At 34.6% G+C, this 12,962-nt stretch carries 17 protein-coding genes; 10 read left to right on the top strand and 7 right to left on the bottom strand.

The genetic code is table 11. The annotated features are described in order from the left end of the window. Positions 1-95: 95 nt before the first annotated feature. Both dnaJ and FVB9532_RS18690 read right to left on the bottom strand, forming a co-directional pair. Entirely contained in the window at positions 96-1,220 is a 1,125-nt protein-coding gene (dnaJ, locus tag FVB9532_RS18695) for a molecular chaperone DnaJ (RefSeq protein WP_150546706.1), read from the bottom strand. A 35-nt stretch (positions 1,221-1,255) separates the two neighbouring features. Continuing rightward, complete coding sequence (locus tag FVB9532_RS18690; protein WP_150546705.1) at positions 1,256-1,828, bottom strand: nucleotide exchange factor GrpE; 573 nt, start codon at positions 1,826-1,828, stop codon at positions 1,256-1,258. 164 nt (positions 1,829-1,992) lie between these two features. On the opposite strand from FVB9532_RS18690, the gene FVB9532_RS18685 reads away from it, so the two are divergent. Further along, complete coding sequence (locus FVB9532_RS18685) at positions 1,993-2,676, top strand: YceI family protein (RefSeq protein WP_150546704.1); 684 nt, start codon at positions 1,993-1,995, stop codon at positions 2,674-2,676. Positions 2,677-2,730: 54 nt separating this feature from the next. On the opposite strand, the gene FVB9532_RS18680 is transcribed toward FVB9532_RS18685, so the two are convergent. The 4 genes from FVB9532_RS18680 to FVB9532_RS18665 form a co-directional block, all read right to left on the bottom strand. Further along, the gene (locus FVB9532_RS18680) at positions 2,731-3,633 is read right to left on the bottom strand and encodes a TIGR01777 family oxidoreductase (protein WP_150546703.1); all 903 of its coding nucleotides are present in this window, start codon (positions 3,631-3,633) and stop codon (positions 2,731-2,733) included. Positions 3,634-3,739: 106 nt separating this feature from the next. Beyond that, a complete protein-coding gene (mnmD, locus tag FVB9532_RS18675; RefSeq protein WP_150546702.1) occupies positions 3,740-4,414 on the bottom strand; it encodes a tRNA (5-methylaminomethyl-2-thiouridine)(34)-methyltransferase MnmC2 in 675 nt (224 codons plus the stop codon). Between the two features lie 2 nt (positions 4,415-4,416). Then, the gene (locus FVB9532_RS18670) at positions 4,417-4,836 is read right to left on the bottom strand and encodes a hypothetical protein (RefSeq protein ID WP_150546701.1); all 420 of its coding nucleotides are present in this window, start codon (positions 4,834-4,836) and stop codon (positions 4,417-4,419) included. Between the two features lie 20 nt (positions 4,837-4,856). Beyond that, the gene (locus tag FVB9532_RS18665) at positions 4,857-5,390 is read right to left on the bottom strand and encodes a DUF4920 domain-containing protein (protein ID WP_150546700.1); all 534 of its coding nucleotides are present in this window, start codon (positions 5,388-5,390) and stop codon (positions 4,857-4,859) included. A 110-nt stretch (positions 5,391-5,500) separates the two neighbouring features. Here FVB9532_RS18665 and FVB9532_RS18660 point away from each other — a divergent pair, with 110 nt between their 5' ends. Next, the gene (locus tag FVB9532_RS18660) at positions 5,501-6,574 is read left to right on the top strand and encodes a branched-chain amino acid aminotransferase (RefSeq protein WP_228482397.1); all 1,074 of its coding nucleotides are present in this window, start codon (positions 5,501-5,503) and stop codon (positions 6,572-6,574) included. A gap of 145 nt (positions 6,575-6,719) precedes the next feature. Next, the gene (locus FVB9532_RS18655) at positions 6,720-8,588 is read left to right on the top strand and encodes a BamA/TamA family outer membrane protein (RefSeq protein WP_150546699.1); all 1,869 of its coding nucleotides are present in this window, start codon (positions 6,720-6,722) and stop codon (positions 8,586-8,588) included. A gap of 33 nt (positions 8,589-8,621) precedes the next feature. On the opposite strand, the gene FVB9532_RS18650 is transcribed toward FVB9532_RS18655, so the two are convergent. Then, positions 8,622-8,996 carry a hypothetical protein gene (locus tag FVB9532_RS18650; RefSeq protein ID WP_150546698.1) on the bottom strand — a complete coding sequence of 125 codons (375 nt, stop codon included), beginning with the start codon at positions 8,994-8,996 and terminating at the stop codon, positions 8,622-8,624. A gap of 91 nt (positions 8,997-9,087) precedes the next feature. On the opposite strand from FVB9532_RS18650, the gene FVB9532_RS20010 reads away from it, so the two are divergent. The 7 genes from FVB9532_RS20010 to FVB9532_RS18620 all read left to right on the top strand — a co-directional run bounded on the left by FVB9532_RS20010 (position 9,088) and on the right by FVB9532_RS18620 (position 12,698). Continuing rightward, the gene (locus FVB9532_RS20010; RefSeq protein WP_194716587.1) at positions 9,088-9,849 is read left to right on the top strand and encodes a tyrosine-type recombinase/integrase; all 762 of its coding nucleotides are present in this window, start codon (positions 9,088-9,090) and stop codon (positions 9,847-9,849) included. Then, entirely contained in the window at positions 9,828-10,238 is a 411-nt protein-coding gene (locus FVB9532_RS20005; RefSeq protein ID WP_194716590.1) for a tyrosine-type recombinase/integrase, read from the top strand. The genes FVB9532_RS20010 and FVB9532_RS20005 overlap by 22 nt, the downstream gene beginning before the upstream one ends. 68 nt (positions 10,239-10,306) lie before the next feature. Further along, a complete protein-coding gene (locus FVB9532_RS18640; protein ID WP_150546697.1) occupies positions 10,307-10,726 on the top strand; it encodes a hypothetical protein in 420 nt (139 codons plus the stop codon). Continuing rightward, on the top strand, positions 10,727-11,254 hold the full coding sequence (locus FVB9532_RS18635; protein ID WP_150546696.1) for a hypothetical protein: 528 nt from the start codon (positions 10,727-10,729) through the stop codon (positions 11,252-11,254). 190 nt (positions 11,255-11,444) lie between these two features. Beyond that, positions 11,445-11,762: a hypothetical protein gene (locus tag FVB9532_RS18630; RefSeq protein WP_150546695.1), complete on the top strand. Its 318-nt coding sequence runs from the start codon at positions 11,445-11,447 to the stop codon at positions 11,760-11,762. Next, positions 11,759-12,106, top strand: coding sequence for a hypothetical protein (locus FVB9532_RS19565; RefSeq protein ID WP_194716586.1), 348 nt, complete (start codon positions 11,759-11,761; stop codon positions 12,104-12,106). Before FVB9532_RS18630 ends, FVB9532_RS19565 begins: the two co-directional genes overlap by 4 nt. Positions 12,107-12,278: 172 nt before the next feature. After that, positions 12,279-12,698 (top strand): lysozyme inhibitor LprI family protein, encoded by a 420-nt coding sequence (locus FVB9532_RS18620; protein WP_150546693.1) that lies wholly within the window; start codon positions 12,279-12,281, stop codon positions 12,696-12,698. Positions 12,699-12,962: the final 264 nt, after the last annotated feature.

Below are 12,962 nucleotides of genomic sequence, written 5' to 3'. Positions count from 1 at the left end.
TTAAGGATGGGAAAAAATTGCTATGAAAAAGAAAAATATCACCATAATTAAATAGTGATATTCAAAGATATATAAAATTTTGTTAATTAAAGCTTTTATGAAAACATATCTTTAACTTTTTCAAAAAATGATTTGTCGCTTTTTTCGGGATTTGGTTCAAAGTTTTCATCCCCATGCATTCTTTCAAAAAATTCCTTTTGGTCTTTAGAAAGGGTTTTAGGCGTCCAAACATTTACATGAACTAACAAATCACCACTTCCATAACCGTTTATACTAGGAATTCCTTTTCCTCTCAATCTTAAAATTTTACCGCTTTGTACACCGGCATCAATTTTAATTCTCACTTTTCCACTAACGGTTTGTATCTCTTTAGAAACACCTAAAGCTGCTTCAGAAAAGCTAATGTATAAATCGTAATGCAGGTTATCTCCTTCGCGCTGTAGATAGTCATGTTCTTTTTCTTCAATGGCTACCAATAAATCTCCCGCAATCCCATTGCCTGGTGCTTCGTTACCTTTACCACTTACTTTTAGTTGCATTCCTTCAACGATACCGGCGGGTATTTTGATAGCTACGGTTTCTTCTTTTAACAAAAGTCCTTGTGCATCTGCATCACTTGGCTTTTTATCGATAATCTGACCGCTACCACCACAGGATTGACATGGAGATGCTGTTTGCATTCTTCCTAAAATGGTATTGGTTACACGGGTAACTTGACCAGTTCCTTTACAGGTAGGACATGTTTGGTAAGTGGTGCCCGGAGCTTGTATTTTCCGCTTTACTTTAATTTTCTTCTCTACTCCGGTAGCAATTTCTTCTAAGGTAAGCTTTACACGAATCCTTAAATTACTTCCTTTAGCACGACGTTGACCGCCACCGCCAAAGCCTCCGAAGCCGGAGAATCCGCCACCGCCTCCAAAAGCGCTACCGAAAATATCACCAAACTGACTGAAGATATCGTCCATATTCATACCTCCGCCACCAAAGCCACCTGAACCATCAAAAGCTGCATGCCCCATTTGGTCATAACGTGCTCTTTTGTCAGGATTGCTTAGTACTTCGTAGGCTTCTGCAGATTTTTTAAACTTTTCTTCGGCTTCTTTATCATCCGGATTTTTATCTGGATGGTATTTAATTGCCATTTTTCGATAAGCTTTTTTAATCTCTGCCGCACTAGCACTTTTACTAATCCCTAATATGTCGTAATAATCTTCTTTCATCAATACAAATTTTCAAAATTCTTAACACAAGTTGCTTACTTCCCGGTCACTACTTTAGGATATCTAATAATTTTTTCTCCTAAGGTATATCCTCTTTCAACAACATCTACAATCTTGCCTTTTAATTTTTTATCTGGAGCGGGAATTTGGGTAACAGCCTCGTGAAGATCGGCATCAAAAGTATCGCCCTGCTTCACGTTCATAGGCTCCAAACCTTTACTATTCAAGGTTTCCCTAAACTTATTATGTATTAATTCCACTCCTTTTAAAAGGTTTTTATCTTCGCTTTTTTCAATCTCTTTTAAAGCTCTGTCAAAATCATCTAATACCGGAAGCATCGCCAACATCACTTCTTGGCTGGCAGTTTTAAATAATTCTACACGTTCCTTACTGGTTCGCCTTTTATAATTTTCAAATTCAGCAAAAAGACGTAAAAACTTATCTTTTTCTTTTTGCACTTCCTGTTTTAGCTGTTCAGTTTCAGAGAGCTCTTCTTTATGGCCTTCGTTTTTCTGCTCTTCTACTTCATTTATTGCATCTTCGATGGTTTCCTCTAAGTTATCTTTTAGAGTTTCCTCTTCTTTATTTAGGTCTTTATCTTTACTCATAGTGGTTGTCTTCTTTTATTTTAATCTGTATGTGTCAAATCTATTGCCAATTCTAAGTAAATGTCAAAATGTCATTATTTATTTTTAATAATTATTTAAGAAATAGATATGATGCTTATAGTATTTTTGCTTGTTAAATTTTATCAAACCAAATTATTCTCAAAATGAAAAAAGTATTTTTAAATGTATTTGTTTTTGCAACAATAGGAATGTCTATGATTTCTTGCAAGAATGAAGCAAAAAATGAAACGGAAGCTAAAGAAGCAGAAGAAGTAACCCAAGCTAGTGAAGAAGCTGTCAACTTTGATGTGTTAACAGACGAATCTACTATTAAATGGAAAGGTACTAAACCTGTAGGCGGCGGACACAATGGATCTATTGATATTGCTGAAGGTGAATTTAAAGTAATGGATGGTGCCATTGAAGGTGGTAAAGTTGTAGTTGATATGAAGACTATTACTGCTGAAGATTTAGAAGGTGAAAAAGCAAAAAATTTAGAAGCTCACTTAATGGGAACTGTAGAAGGTAAAGAAGGAGATTTCTTTAACGTTCAAGAATACCCAGAAGCTACTTTTGAAGTAACCGGATTCGAAATGAAAGAAGGTAAAAACTGGCTTACCGGAAATTTAACTTTAAAAGAAAAAACAAAAAGTATTGCTATTCCTGTAAATATGGATATCAACAACGATGGTTCTGAAATAAAAATTACTAGTGAACCTTTTACTATTGACAGAACTGATTGGGATGTTAACTATGGTTCTAAATCTGTTTTTGACAATCTTGTAGGAGATAACGTAATTAGCGATGATATCGAGCTACAATTGATGGTAAAAGCTAAGAAAGCTTAAAATTGAAGTAAATAAATTTATAAAAATCCCTACAGAATTCTGTGGGGATTTTTTTTATATTAAATCCTCTAATGCCGGACCTATATGGTTATAATAATAGATAAAGCCTACGGCATCTAATTTAGCATTACTTACCAGCTGACTCGCCAATACTAAACTGGAACGCTCACCCAAGGCAAGTTTTAAAGCAAACTTCGGTACATTCGGCAACACTAAAGGACGGTTTAGTTTTTTGGCAATAGCATAAGTAAGCCTTTTATTGGTAACAGGATTAGGAGCTACTCCATTATACACCCCATCTAGGTTTTTCTGAATGGCAAACAGAAAGATTCTTGCTAAATCTTCTAGATGAATCCACGATTGCCATTGTTTTCCTGAACCTAATGGAGCTCCTACATAATTCTCAATTGGTTTTTTAATTTGCTCCAAGGCACCACCTTTTTCAGATAACACCAAACCAATTCTTATCTTAGCCACTTCCAAACCTTCTTCTTCAAACTGATCTACAGCTGCTTCCCATTTAGTGACTACTTTACCCAAAAAATTATCCGCAGCTTTGGGGTAATCTTCATCATATAAAGTAGTGAGGGAATCTGGGTAATAACCAATGGCACTGGCTGAAACGATTTGAGAAATTTGATGATCGTTTTCCTTAAGTGTCTTCAGCAATAAATTAGCAGAATCTATTCTGCTATTGATAATTGCCTTTTTATGAGAGGCTGTCCAAGGCTTAGAAACACTTGCTCCTACTAGATTTATTACTTTATCTACTCCTTCAAGGCAGGCTTTGTCTATTTTCCCTTTTTTAGGATTCCAATAGAAACCACAATAGCCCGGTTGATTTTTTATTTTTTCTTTAGAGGTGGTTAAGTAGTTTACGGCAATATTCTCTTTTTTGCAAAGTTTCACTAGCTCAGAACCAACGAGGCCTGTTGCTCCTGTAATTAAAACTTTCATGTTTTTTATTTTAAGTTAGGGATAAGCTAGTAATTTTTATCCAAATTAATAGAGGTTTAACAACAGTTGGCACTTATTTATCATTTGTTTGACGTTCGTCGGCATATTATGCCTTTCGCGCCCTTAACATTTCTCGTTTTCCGGGAGGACCTGGAATTTTTTCTACTTCAAACCCTACGCTAAGCATCGCCCTTTTTGCACTTCCTTTGGCAGAATAGGTAGTCAATATTCCATTAGGTTTTAAAGCATTATACATTTTTTGAAAAATAGGTTCTTCCCATAATTCTGGTTGCACCCGTGCGCCAAAAGCATCAAAATAAATAAGATCAAATTCTTGTGTGGCTACAATTTCTTGAAAAAACTTTTGCTGCTTTTCAAAGCTAAAGAAATCGGTTAGTTGATGTGTAGTTTCCCAAGAGGCTTGATGTAAAGCTTTAAAGTAAGTTCCTGCTTTTTCATGTTCGAATAAAGCAGAATAATTGAGTTGCTCTAATTCTTTTTCACTAACAGGATAAGCTTCTACCCCAGTATAATCGATCGATAAATTATTTTTTTCGGCTTCCAAGAATGTAATGAGCGCATTTAAACCTGTACCAAAACCTATTTCTAAAATTTGAATAGGTGTCTTGTTAAACTGACTGATAAAATGAAACAGCCCGCTTTCTATAAAAACGTGATAAGCTTCTTGTACAGCACCGTGCTTAGAGTGATATTGCTCGTTCCATTCAGGAATATGAATAGTCGTTGAGCCATCTGAGGTGGTAATAATTTCTCTTTTCAAAATTAGTTGATCAGGAGTTTCTTAATTCTTGGGATAGGTCCGGTACATTTTAATTGGTGGCAGGAAATACAAAGTTTCACTGAATTATTATAATGCTGCTTAATATGCTCAGGGTCTTCTACCATTTGCTCTTCATATTCAATAAAAACGTTCGCCATACGTTGGTAGGTTTCATCATTATCAGCAGCATCTGTAAAGGTGGCAGTATGTAGTTTACTCAAATCATAAGGCAGTGTATCGGGTGCTTCTCCCTTTAAGGCTTTTTCCTTGATGTGTTCATGGGCTACATACATATCTTCCATAAAAGAAGCCATTTCTGAAAGTTGATACATTTGTAATGGCTCTTTTACAGTAACTGTTTTTTCTGTAGAAGAGATACTTGCTTTTTCTTCTTTACAACTTAAAAGGCCAAGTATCATCAAAAAAAATAAAGCTTTGTACATTATTTTGCTTTAGCTTCTTCCATTAAAACACCGGTAGCCATAAATGCATATTCTTTTTCAGGTTCTGTAATGGCTGCAATTTCTTCTTCACTTTTTCCGGCATCTTGGGCATAATGCCTTAATTCTTCCACAGATGTTTCCGTAACAAAAGCTTTTCCTTCCACAATGGTTTCTCGATTTTCAGAATTTAAAGGAACAAAAAATCCATAATCTTTAAACCGCACAAATGAACGTAAAGAATCATCCAGTTTCAAGGTCATCCAACATCCTTTTTTCTTACACACCTTATCTACTTCGGCTTTAAACTTTACTTGTAAGGTATCTCCGACTTGCATTTGCTGAAATTTTTCTTTCATCGCTGACGCAGAAATAGCATTTGAGGCTTCTATTTCTTCTCCCAAACCTACAAAATTGGTTTCTTGTGAAGTTTCTGTTTCTTCATTTACCACTTCTTTTTCTTGTGAAGTTGAAGATTTATTCTCCTTGCAAGCGAAAAATAACAAAAGAGAACCCAAGAATATTATTTTTTTCATAATTTAAATAAGCTTTAACTGAATTTAATTTAATACAAATTTAAGAATATTAGAATTTTTTCAAATATCTTTAATTTAATACTTTTGTAAAAATTTTAAAACACACAATTATGGAAACTCAGAGTAAAATGATAGAAATTACAAAAACCAAAAATTCTAGAATTAATGAAGTTGACTTTGACAACTTAAGTTTTGGTAAAGTTTGCTCTGACCATATGATGATTTGTGATTATAAAGACGGAAAATGGGGAACTCCACAAGTACTCCCTTACGGTCCTATGCCTATGGAGCCTTCTTCTAAAGTTTTTCATTATGGCCAAGCTGTTTTTGAGGGAATGAAAGCTTTTAAGGATGAAGATGGAAAAGTTTGGTTGTTTAGACCTGAACAGAACTTTAACCGAATTAATATTTCAGCAAAACGTTTAGCTATTCCTGAATTTCCTAAAGAATACTTTTTCGAAGCTTTAGAGACTATCTTAAAATTAGATAAAGATTGGATAAAACCGGGAAAAGGAAACTCCCTTTATATTAGACCTTTTGTAATTGGTACAGAAAATGGGGTTTCTGCTTCGCCTTCCAGTGAATATCGTTTCATCATTATTTGCTGTCCGGCAAAAGCTTATTATTCTTCTCCGGTAAAAGTAACCATTGCTCAACAATATAGTCGTTCTGCCGATGGTGGAGTAGGTTTTGCTAAAGCTGCAGGAAATTATGCGGCGCAATTTTACCCGACCAATTTAGCAAAAGAGAAAGGTTACCAACAAGTGATTTGGACAGATGCCAACACGCACGAATATTTAGAAGAATGCGGTACGATGAATGTTTTCTTTAGAGTGGGCGATAAATTATTAACCGCTCCTACCAACGACCGTATTTTAGACGGGATTACCCGTAAAAGTATTATTGCCTTAGCAGAAGATGATGGTGTAGAAGTTGAAGTAAGACGTGTAGCAGTTAAAGAAATTGTAGAGGCTGCTAAAAACGGAGAATTAAAAGAAGTGTTTGGCGCAGGAACCGCTGCGACGATTGTTCCTTTCTTAGGCTTCGATTTTAACGAAGAGTATTACGAATTACCGAAAGTTGAAAATTCTTACGGATCAAAATTTAAAACAAAACTTCAAGACATTCAGTACAATATGGCGGAAGATAAATTTGATTGGCGTTACGAAGTAAAAGTTGACTAAATTATTCAGCCCTATAAAATTCAAAAAATGCGTTGCTAATCCTGGCAACGCATTTTTAGTTAGTAGAAGCGTTAACAATTCTTAATCACTAATATCGATTAAGAAAAATTATCTATGTTTGCTCCATTCTAAATGAATATGTGAATTGAGGTACGCTGTTTACTTATGCTTTATTTTCTGTATTCCCCTTTTTGCTCAAAAAAAGGACAGCTTATCTGTAATTGGAGAACAAGATTCCCTTCAGTTAAAGAGAAGTCAAGATTTCTACCAAAAACTTCAGGAAAGGTCTAAAAGTTCTAAATTCACAAAAATGCTTCACGGGTTAATGTTCGAACCGGTGAACCCTTCTAACCAGAAAAAGGCCAATAATAAAATTGAAAACCAGCTCAACCGTAATTTTTCAGACTATCAAGGAAAAATTATAAGAAACATAAAAATCACCACTTATGATCCTTTTGGGTATAGCGAAAAAGACACCACTGTAAAACCCCAACGGAAAATTGATAATTTCGGAAATTCGCTTCACGCCAAAACCAAAGCTTTTACCGTAAAGGGATTAATCCTCCTCAAAGAAAATACGCCTTTAGATTCGCTGTTAGTATTGGAATCGGAACGTTTATTAAGGAGAAGGAATTTTATTCGTCGAACTTTAATTAGACCGGAAGAAATCTCAAAAGCTTCCGATTCTGTAGATTTACATATTTACGTACTCGATAGCTGGAGCTTGGGTGTTGACGGAGATATATCTGCCAATAAAGGGGAACTTCGAGTTCGGGAATACAACTTTTTTGGTTTAGGGCATCAATATTCAACGGCCTATAAACAAGACTTTAAAAACCAAGAAAATGTTGGTTTTACTTTAGGCTATAAAGCACAAAATTTATACAACACGTATATTAATGCAGAAGTTTTTAGGGATGTTGAAATCGATCAATCATACCTCAACCTAGCCCGTGTTAATCGTACTTTCTACTCACCTTTAACTCGCTGGGCAGGAGAAATAAGTGTAGAAAAAAGGCGCTACTATGAAAATTTTTATGATCAAAATTTAGATAGTATAATTAGAAAACCTTTAAAAACAGAAGGTTTTAATATATGGGGTGGCTATGCTATCCCGTTAAAGAAAAGAACTGAAAAAGGGGATCTCCCTACCAACTTTATTGTAGCCGCGCGGTATGCCAATACAGAATACCTAAAAAAACCGAATGAGAAAGTAGATTCGGTGGCTTTTTTTTCTAACCAAAATATAAAACTCGGTTCAGTAGGTATTCGGCAAGTAAACTATGTTCGTGACCGGTATATTTTTAGAAATGGGGATATTGAAGATATTGGTGTGGGCCACAGTTATTTTCTCCATTCTGGGGTGCAATCGCAAAATGGAGAAAACAACTTTTACTTGGGAGTCGACCTTACGTTAACCAATTATTTTGCTGATTTTGGTTACCTCGCCGCAAATCTACAATACGGAAGTTATTTTAGAAACGGACAAGCCAGTCAATCCCTATTTAAAGCACAAGGCACTTACTTCACTCCTATTTTTCATTTCGGAAATTGGTACATGCGCCAATTTGTAAAAACCAATATGACCATTGGGATCAATAGAAAAGATATTATTAAAGACCGCCTGGACTTAGGCGGATATTATGGTATTGAAGGTTTTAACAGCGAACAGGTTTTTGGCACTAGAAAATTCGTATTTAATTTTCAAACCCAATCCTATGTCCCTTTTAGTTGGATTGGCTTCCGGATGAGTCCGTTTATCAATTTCGATTTAGGATTTATTGGAGAAGAACCTCAACCGTTTTTTAAAAATGATTTATACACCCGTTTCGGATTCGGTTTTTTAATTAGCAATGATTACTTTGTTTTTGAAAATATAAAACTTTCGTTTTCGCTGTTTCCAAATATTCCGGGACAAGGACAAAACATTATGCGTTTTAATGGGAATTTTAATAACCTCTTTACCTTAGACGAATACGACTACCGCGAACCACATATTTTGGAGTATCGTTAGTTTTATTTACCATCTCAATTTTAACTTTTATTATTACTTCCCCATATATTCCTGCCAAGTGACTACCAGGTATTTGGCTTTATTACTTTTCTTGGATAAATCCAAAAATCCGTATTCATAAACAAATAAATAGACATCCTCCTGTTTGTTCTTCCAATAGTGGGTAAAAAAGTTGGGGTTGAAACCTTCCTCTTTTAAATCTTTTTTGTTAACGGTACTATAGCCTTTACGGTTAATCGATTTTAAGATTTTTCGGTTAAGTTTTAATTGCCGGTCTACCTGATGGTAAAGGTTTTCGTTTTCTAGCCTACGGTCGTAATGGAAACTGCTCTTACAGGTAGGGCTACAGAATCTTTTATCTGATCTTCCTTTTATTTTTTCCCCACATACAGGACAATTTCTAGGCATATCCGTGTTTTTATGTTGAATATACGTATAATAAACGGATAATAGACGTATAATAAACGGTTTATGCAGCTTATAAACTGAAATTTGTAGTATGGGAAGCACTTTAAAAAAAGTAGTTTATATTATCCATCTATTTATAGAGGGGAGGGCCTGTATAGGGATAAGGCATCAACACGACAAAAAGATGGAAGAATTGTGCCGAAATATCCCTTTTTATAAATGGTCCGAAGAATTTGGGGTAGGCTATGTTGTAAACTCTAAGGAGCACCTAAAACTAGTTTTTAAAGTTTTTAAAGGAGAGGCTTGGGTAGATACCTCCAGGTTTTTTAAAAGTAGCCCTGTCTCTCTTTCTTCCAAAAAATTTAGCTATCAAGCTTACCTCGCCCCGGATTCCAATTCTGAAAATCGTTGTCCGCCATCCTTTTTGCACAAGCTTGAATTAAAAGGCTATTCGCTAAATACCGCTAAGGTCTATATTAGTTGTTTTGAAAGGTTTATGGCGTATCATTCTGAAAGAAATGTAAATCATCTGGACGAACAAGACATTAGGCGTTACCTGCAACACCTTATACGCAAGGGAATGTCTCCCTCTTATCTTAACCAGCACATCAATGCCATTAAGTTTTACTATGAAATTGTACGGGGCATGCCCCATCGGTTTTATGAATTGGAAAGGCCCCGGAAACACAAAAAGTTACCCAAGGTACTTAGTAAAAATGAAATAAAATTGATGCTTGCGCAAACGAATAATATTAAACACCAGTGTATCCTAGAATTATTGTACAGTGCTGGCCTAAGGAGGTCTGAGCTTTTAAACCTCGAACTCAAGATATCCAAAGTAAGCGATTTTTAATACACATAAGAGATACCAAGGGGAATACGGAGAGGTTCACGCTTTTGTCGAAACAGAGCCTTTTTAATTTGAGGGTGTATTACCGCGAGTGGAAACCTAAGAAATATCTTTTTGAAGGTAAGCGAGGAACCCAGTATAGCGCTACAAGTGTTGCCAACATTGTCAAACGTTCGGCATCACGTGCCGGAATCTTGCAAAAAGTAAGCCCCCATATGTTACGGCACAGTTTTGCCACCCATTTATTGGAAGATGGTGTAGATTTAAGGTACATTCAACAGCTTTTAGGACATAAAACCACCAAAACGACAGAAATTTATACCCACGTGGCTAGCCATCAATTAAAAAAAATAAAAAATCCTTTAGATTCCTTATATTTGGATAAACGATAAATTGTAAATAAACGCAATAGCGTTTATTCGCATGTTGTGCGTCATTTGAGTAAAACCAACAGACAGAAATGAATTGGAAAAAATTAATTAACTATTGGTGCAATGAAAAAGGAAGATATGGCATGACAATTCCTTTTTTGATTGGAGCGGAAAGGCTCTCAAGAGAAATGACTATCAAATCTCTATTAACAGAAATCAAAGAATCCGATTCTAAATTTTTAATAAGTAGTTGCGGAGATTTAGACGAATATGTAATTGGCACACACAAACCTGAATATGCTTATATAAATTCTTTGAAGAATTTTGGTTCTTTAATTATCAACGACGATGAACTAGAGAAAATCAAGACAATGAAAGAATTAATTGAAAAAATGGAAAATGAGTATTTGGAAAAAACTGAAAACGAACTATATTCTAAAAATTATGACTCTGGAGAATGGACAGCTTTTGAGGACAGTGATATAGAATTAATCGAAAGTATAAATTAAATGAATTGGTATTATATATTATATTTTTTTGTTGGAGTTATGCTTCTAAGGTTTATTACTAACCTTTATAAATACTTACGAATTAAAAAATTGTATGATAAATATATAGAGTATATTAGAACAGACGATTATAAATTCATTCAGAATAAAGAAGAAATAAAATCCCTATTCAAGGATGCTGGACTTAAAGATTCTTCTGTAATCCATCAAGAATTTTTGGGGTATGGGAATTTTTCAAATACTCGTGTTTCAGTTTTTGATAATTTAACCAATCGCAGAGAAGATATTGTAGGTAATGTACAAAATAGGTTTAATGAAGCTATTGGTGTTTATAGAAAAAGATTCAGAGAGTCATTTAACCCAATATTCTGGATTGATTTCATAGTAAAATTTCCACAACATTTAATGGAGTTTTTTGGAGTTCTACCAGAGAAGCTAGGAGTCAAAATATTTCTTGTGATTTATTGGCTATTAGCAATTGCTTTTGGACTTAAAAAATTTGAACTTTTAGACTATTTAATTAAATAAAAACGAACGCACAACAATGGCTATAAGTAATTGCTTGTTCTCACCTACTTCTGAAAATCCTCGGTTATTTTCAGTTTGGTGTTTACTTGTAAAGTTGAATGCGAACAAACGCAACTACTCATAGCCGAGACCGTTGTACTGCATTTGAGAAATGAGAAAACCAATTAACATATTGGACAAAAACCAACAATTGGAATTACCAGTTGGAATCTACAGTCTGAAAGTTTTAGGCGGTTGGAAAGTAATTACAAATAACTTTTCTTTAATTCTACGAGAAATAAACGGAGAAACTATCATTAAACCAAGAGAAACGTTTTGGAGAATTCAATCTTTTGCTTTTGGAAAAAGAGCAAAAAAGATAGCTTCAGTTGACATCCCGAAAAGAGCAACATACGAAATTGAATTTTTAAATCCCTCGGACTTAAAAGTCAAAAAATCTAACCTTATTACACTAGGTTTTTTCCAAAACTATCTTCCAACTAATGAAATTCAAATTTGTATAGAATGAAAAAAATTATCGGAATTTTGGTTTTGATTTGTGTGTCTTGTAACCACCAGACTGAAAAGAAAGAGACAATTTTTTTGGCTGACCGAGAAGCACCTTTGGGTTGGGTTTATTTGAGAGTTTACAAAGACAATACTTTTGAATTTGAATCTCGTGGATTAGAACGAAAAGGAGATATTTATGCTGGAATTATTGAATTAAAAAACGATACAATATATTTTCATTATTCTGACTCAATTCCTAAAGCAGGTAATAAAGCTATTTTGACTAAAAATGTTGTTTCGTACTTTAATGGAGAATATCCCGAAAGACTGGAAATAAAAAAGAATGAATTGATAACTGAATAAAAAACGCAGTACAACAATGGCTATAAATAATTGCTTGTTCTCGCCTACTTCTGAAAATCCTCGCGTCCCGAAGCTTCGGGATTCAGTTTGGTGTGTACTTGCAAAATTAAGTGCTAACCCACGCAACTACTCATAGCTTAAACCGTTGCCAGTAATACGAAAAATAACTCTAATGATTAAATATTTAAATCTGATTTTATTATTCCTACCAATGCTGATTTTTAATCAATGCAAAGCTCAATCGGACACAATTGACAACCAATCAAAAAGTACGATTGAAGTAAGAAATGATATTGCTATAAATTTGTCTGAATCAAAATTTGAACTAGAAAAAATGTACAGAGAAACTATCGAATTTCTCGATAGCGTAGGAACTTCTGATTCTAATAATTACAAAATCTATCTGACTCAAAGCCAGAATGGATGGAAACAATATTGTGAAGGAAAATGCAAAATATCGGAATACCAAAGTAGAGATGGCGCCCAAGGTGGTTTAGCTTTTTACAATCTTTGTATGACTGAATTTAATGAAAAGCGGACTAAGGAATTAAAAAACTTGTTGACTGAATTGAAATCTGAATTCGACAACTGACTGATTTAAAAACGTGATAAAAAGTACTACTGGCAACAACGTGTATAGCTCATTGCGGCTGAATTCCTAATCGAAATTCATTGCAATTTGCTATCTTTCGGTTACGGCGGAAAATCCTCACGGATTTCCCGCAACGAGCCATACACAAACACGTTGTAGGTAATTTTGACCCGTCCTGAATAAAGGCTACATAATTTTAAACATTATGTACAAAAACGACAAAGTAATCAGACGGTATTCAGAACCCTTTAAACTGAAAATTTT

This window comes from Mesonia oceanica, assembly GCF_902499555.1.
GTDB classification, from domain to species: Bacteria; Bacteroidota; Bacteroidia; order Flavobacteriales; family Flavobacteriaceae; genus Mesonia; species Mesonia oceanica.
The sequence above is the reverse complement of the archived record's forward strand: the minus strand, read 5'-3'. Positions and strand labels throughout refer to the sequence as shown.

Bases quoted from the DNA above. Each gene is read 5' to 3' on its own strand.
- FVB9532_RS18640 (WP_150546697.1), top strand. From the start codon at position 10,307: ATGAATTGGAAAAAATTAATTAACTATTGGTGCAATGAAAAAGGAAGA.
- dnaJ (WP_150546706.1), bottom strand. From the start codon at position 1,220: ATGAAAGAAGATTATTACGACATATTAGGGATTAGTAAAAGTGCTAGT.
- FVB9532_RS18685 (WP_150546704.1), top strand. From the start codon at position 1,993: ATGAAAAAAGTATTTTTAAATGTATTTGTTTTTGCAACAATAGGAATG.
- FVB9532_RS20010 (WP_194716587.1), top strand. From the start codon at position 9,088: ATGGGAAGCACTTTAAAAAAAGTAGTTTATATTATCCATCTATTTATA.
- FVB9532_RS19565 (WP_194716586.1), top strand. From the start codon at position 11,759: ATGAAAAAAATTATCGGAATTTTGGTTTTGATTTGTGTGTCTTGTAAC.
- FVB9532_RS18635 (WP_150546696.1), top strand. From the start codon at position 10,727: ATGAATTGGTATTATATATTATATTTTTTTGTTGGAGTTATGCTTCTA.
- FVB9532_RS18680 (WP_150546703.1), bottom strand. From the start codon at position 3,633: ATGAAAGTTTTAATTACAGGAGCAACAGGCCTCGTTGGTTCTGAGCTA.
- FVB9532_RS18660 (WP_228482397.1), top strand. From the start codon at position 5,501: ATGGAAACTCAGAGTAAAATGATAGAAATTACAAAAACCAAAAATTCT.
- FVB9532_RS18650 (WP_150546698.1), bottom strand. From the start codon at position 8,996: ATGCCTAGAAATTGTCCTGTATGTGGGGAAAAAATAAAAGGAAGATCA.
- FVB9532_RS18620 (WP_150546693.1), top strand. From the start codon at position 12,279: ATGATTAAATATTTAAATCTGATTTTATTATTCCTACCAATGCTGATT.
- FVB9532_RS18690 (WP_150546705.1), bottom strand. From the start codon at position 1,828: ATGAGTAAAGATAAAGACCTAAATAAAGAAGAGGAAACTCTAAAAGAT.
- FVB9532_RS18665 (WP_150546700.1), bottom strand. From the start codon at position 5,390: ATGAAAAAAATAATATTCTTGGGTTCTCTTTTGTTATTTTTCGCTTGC.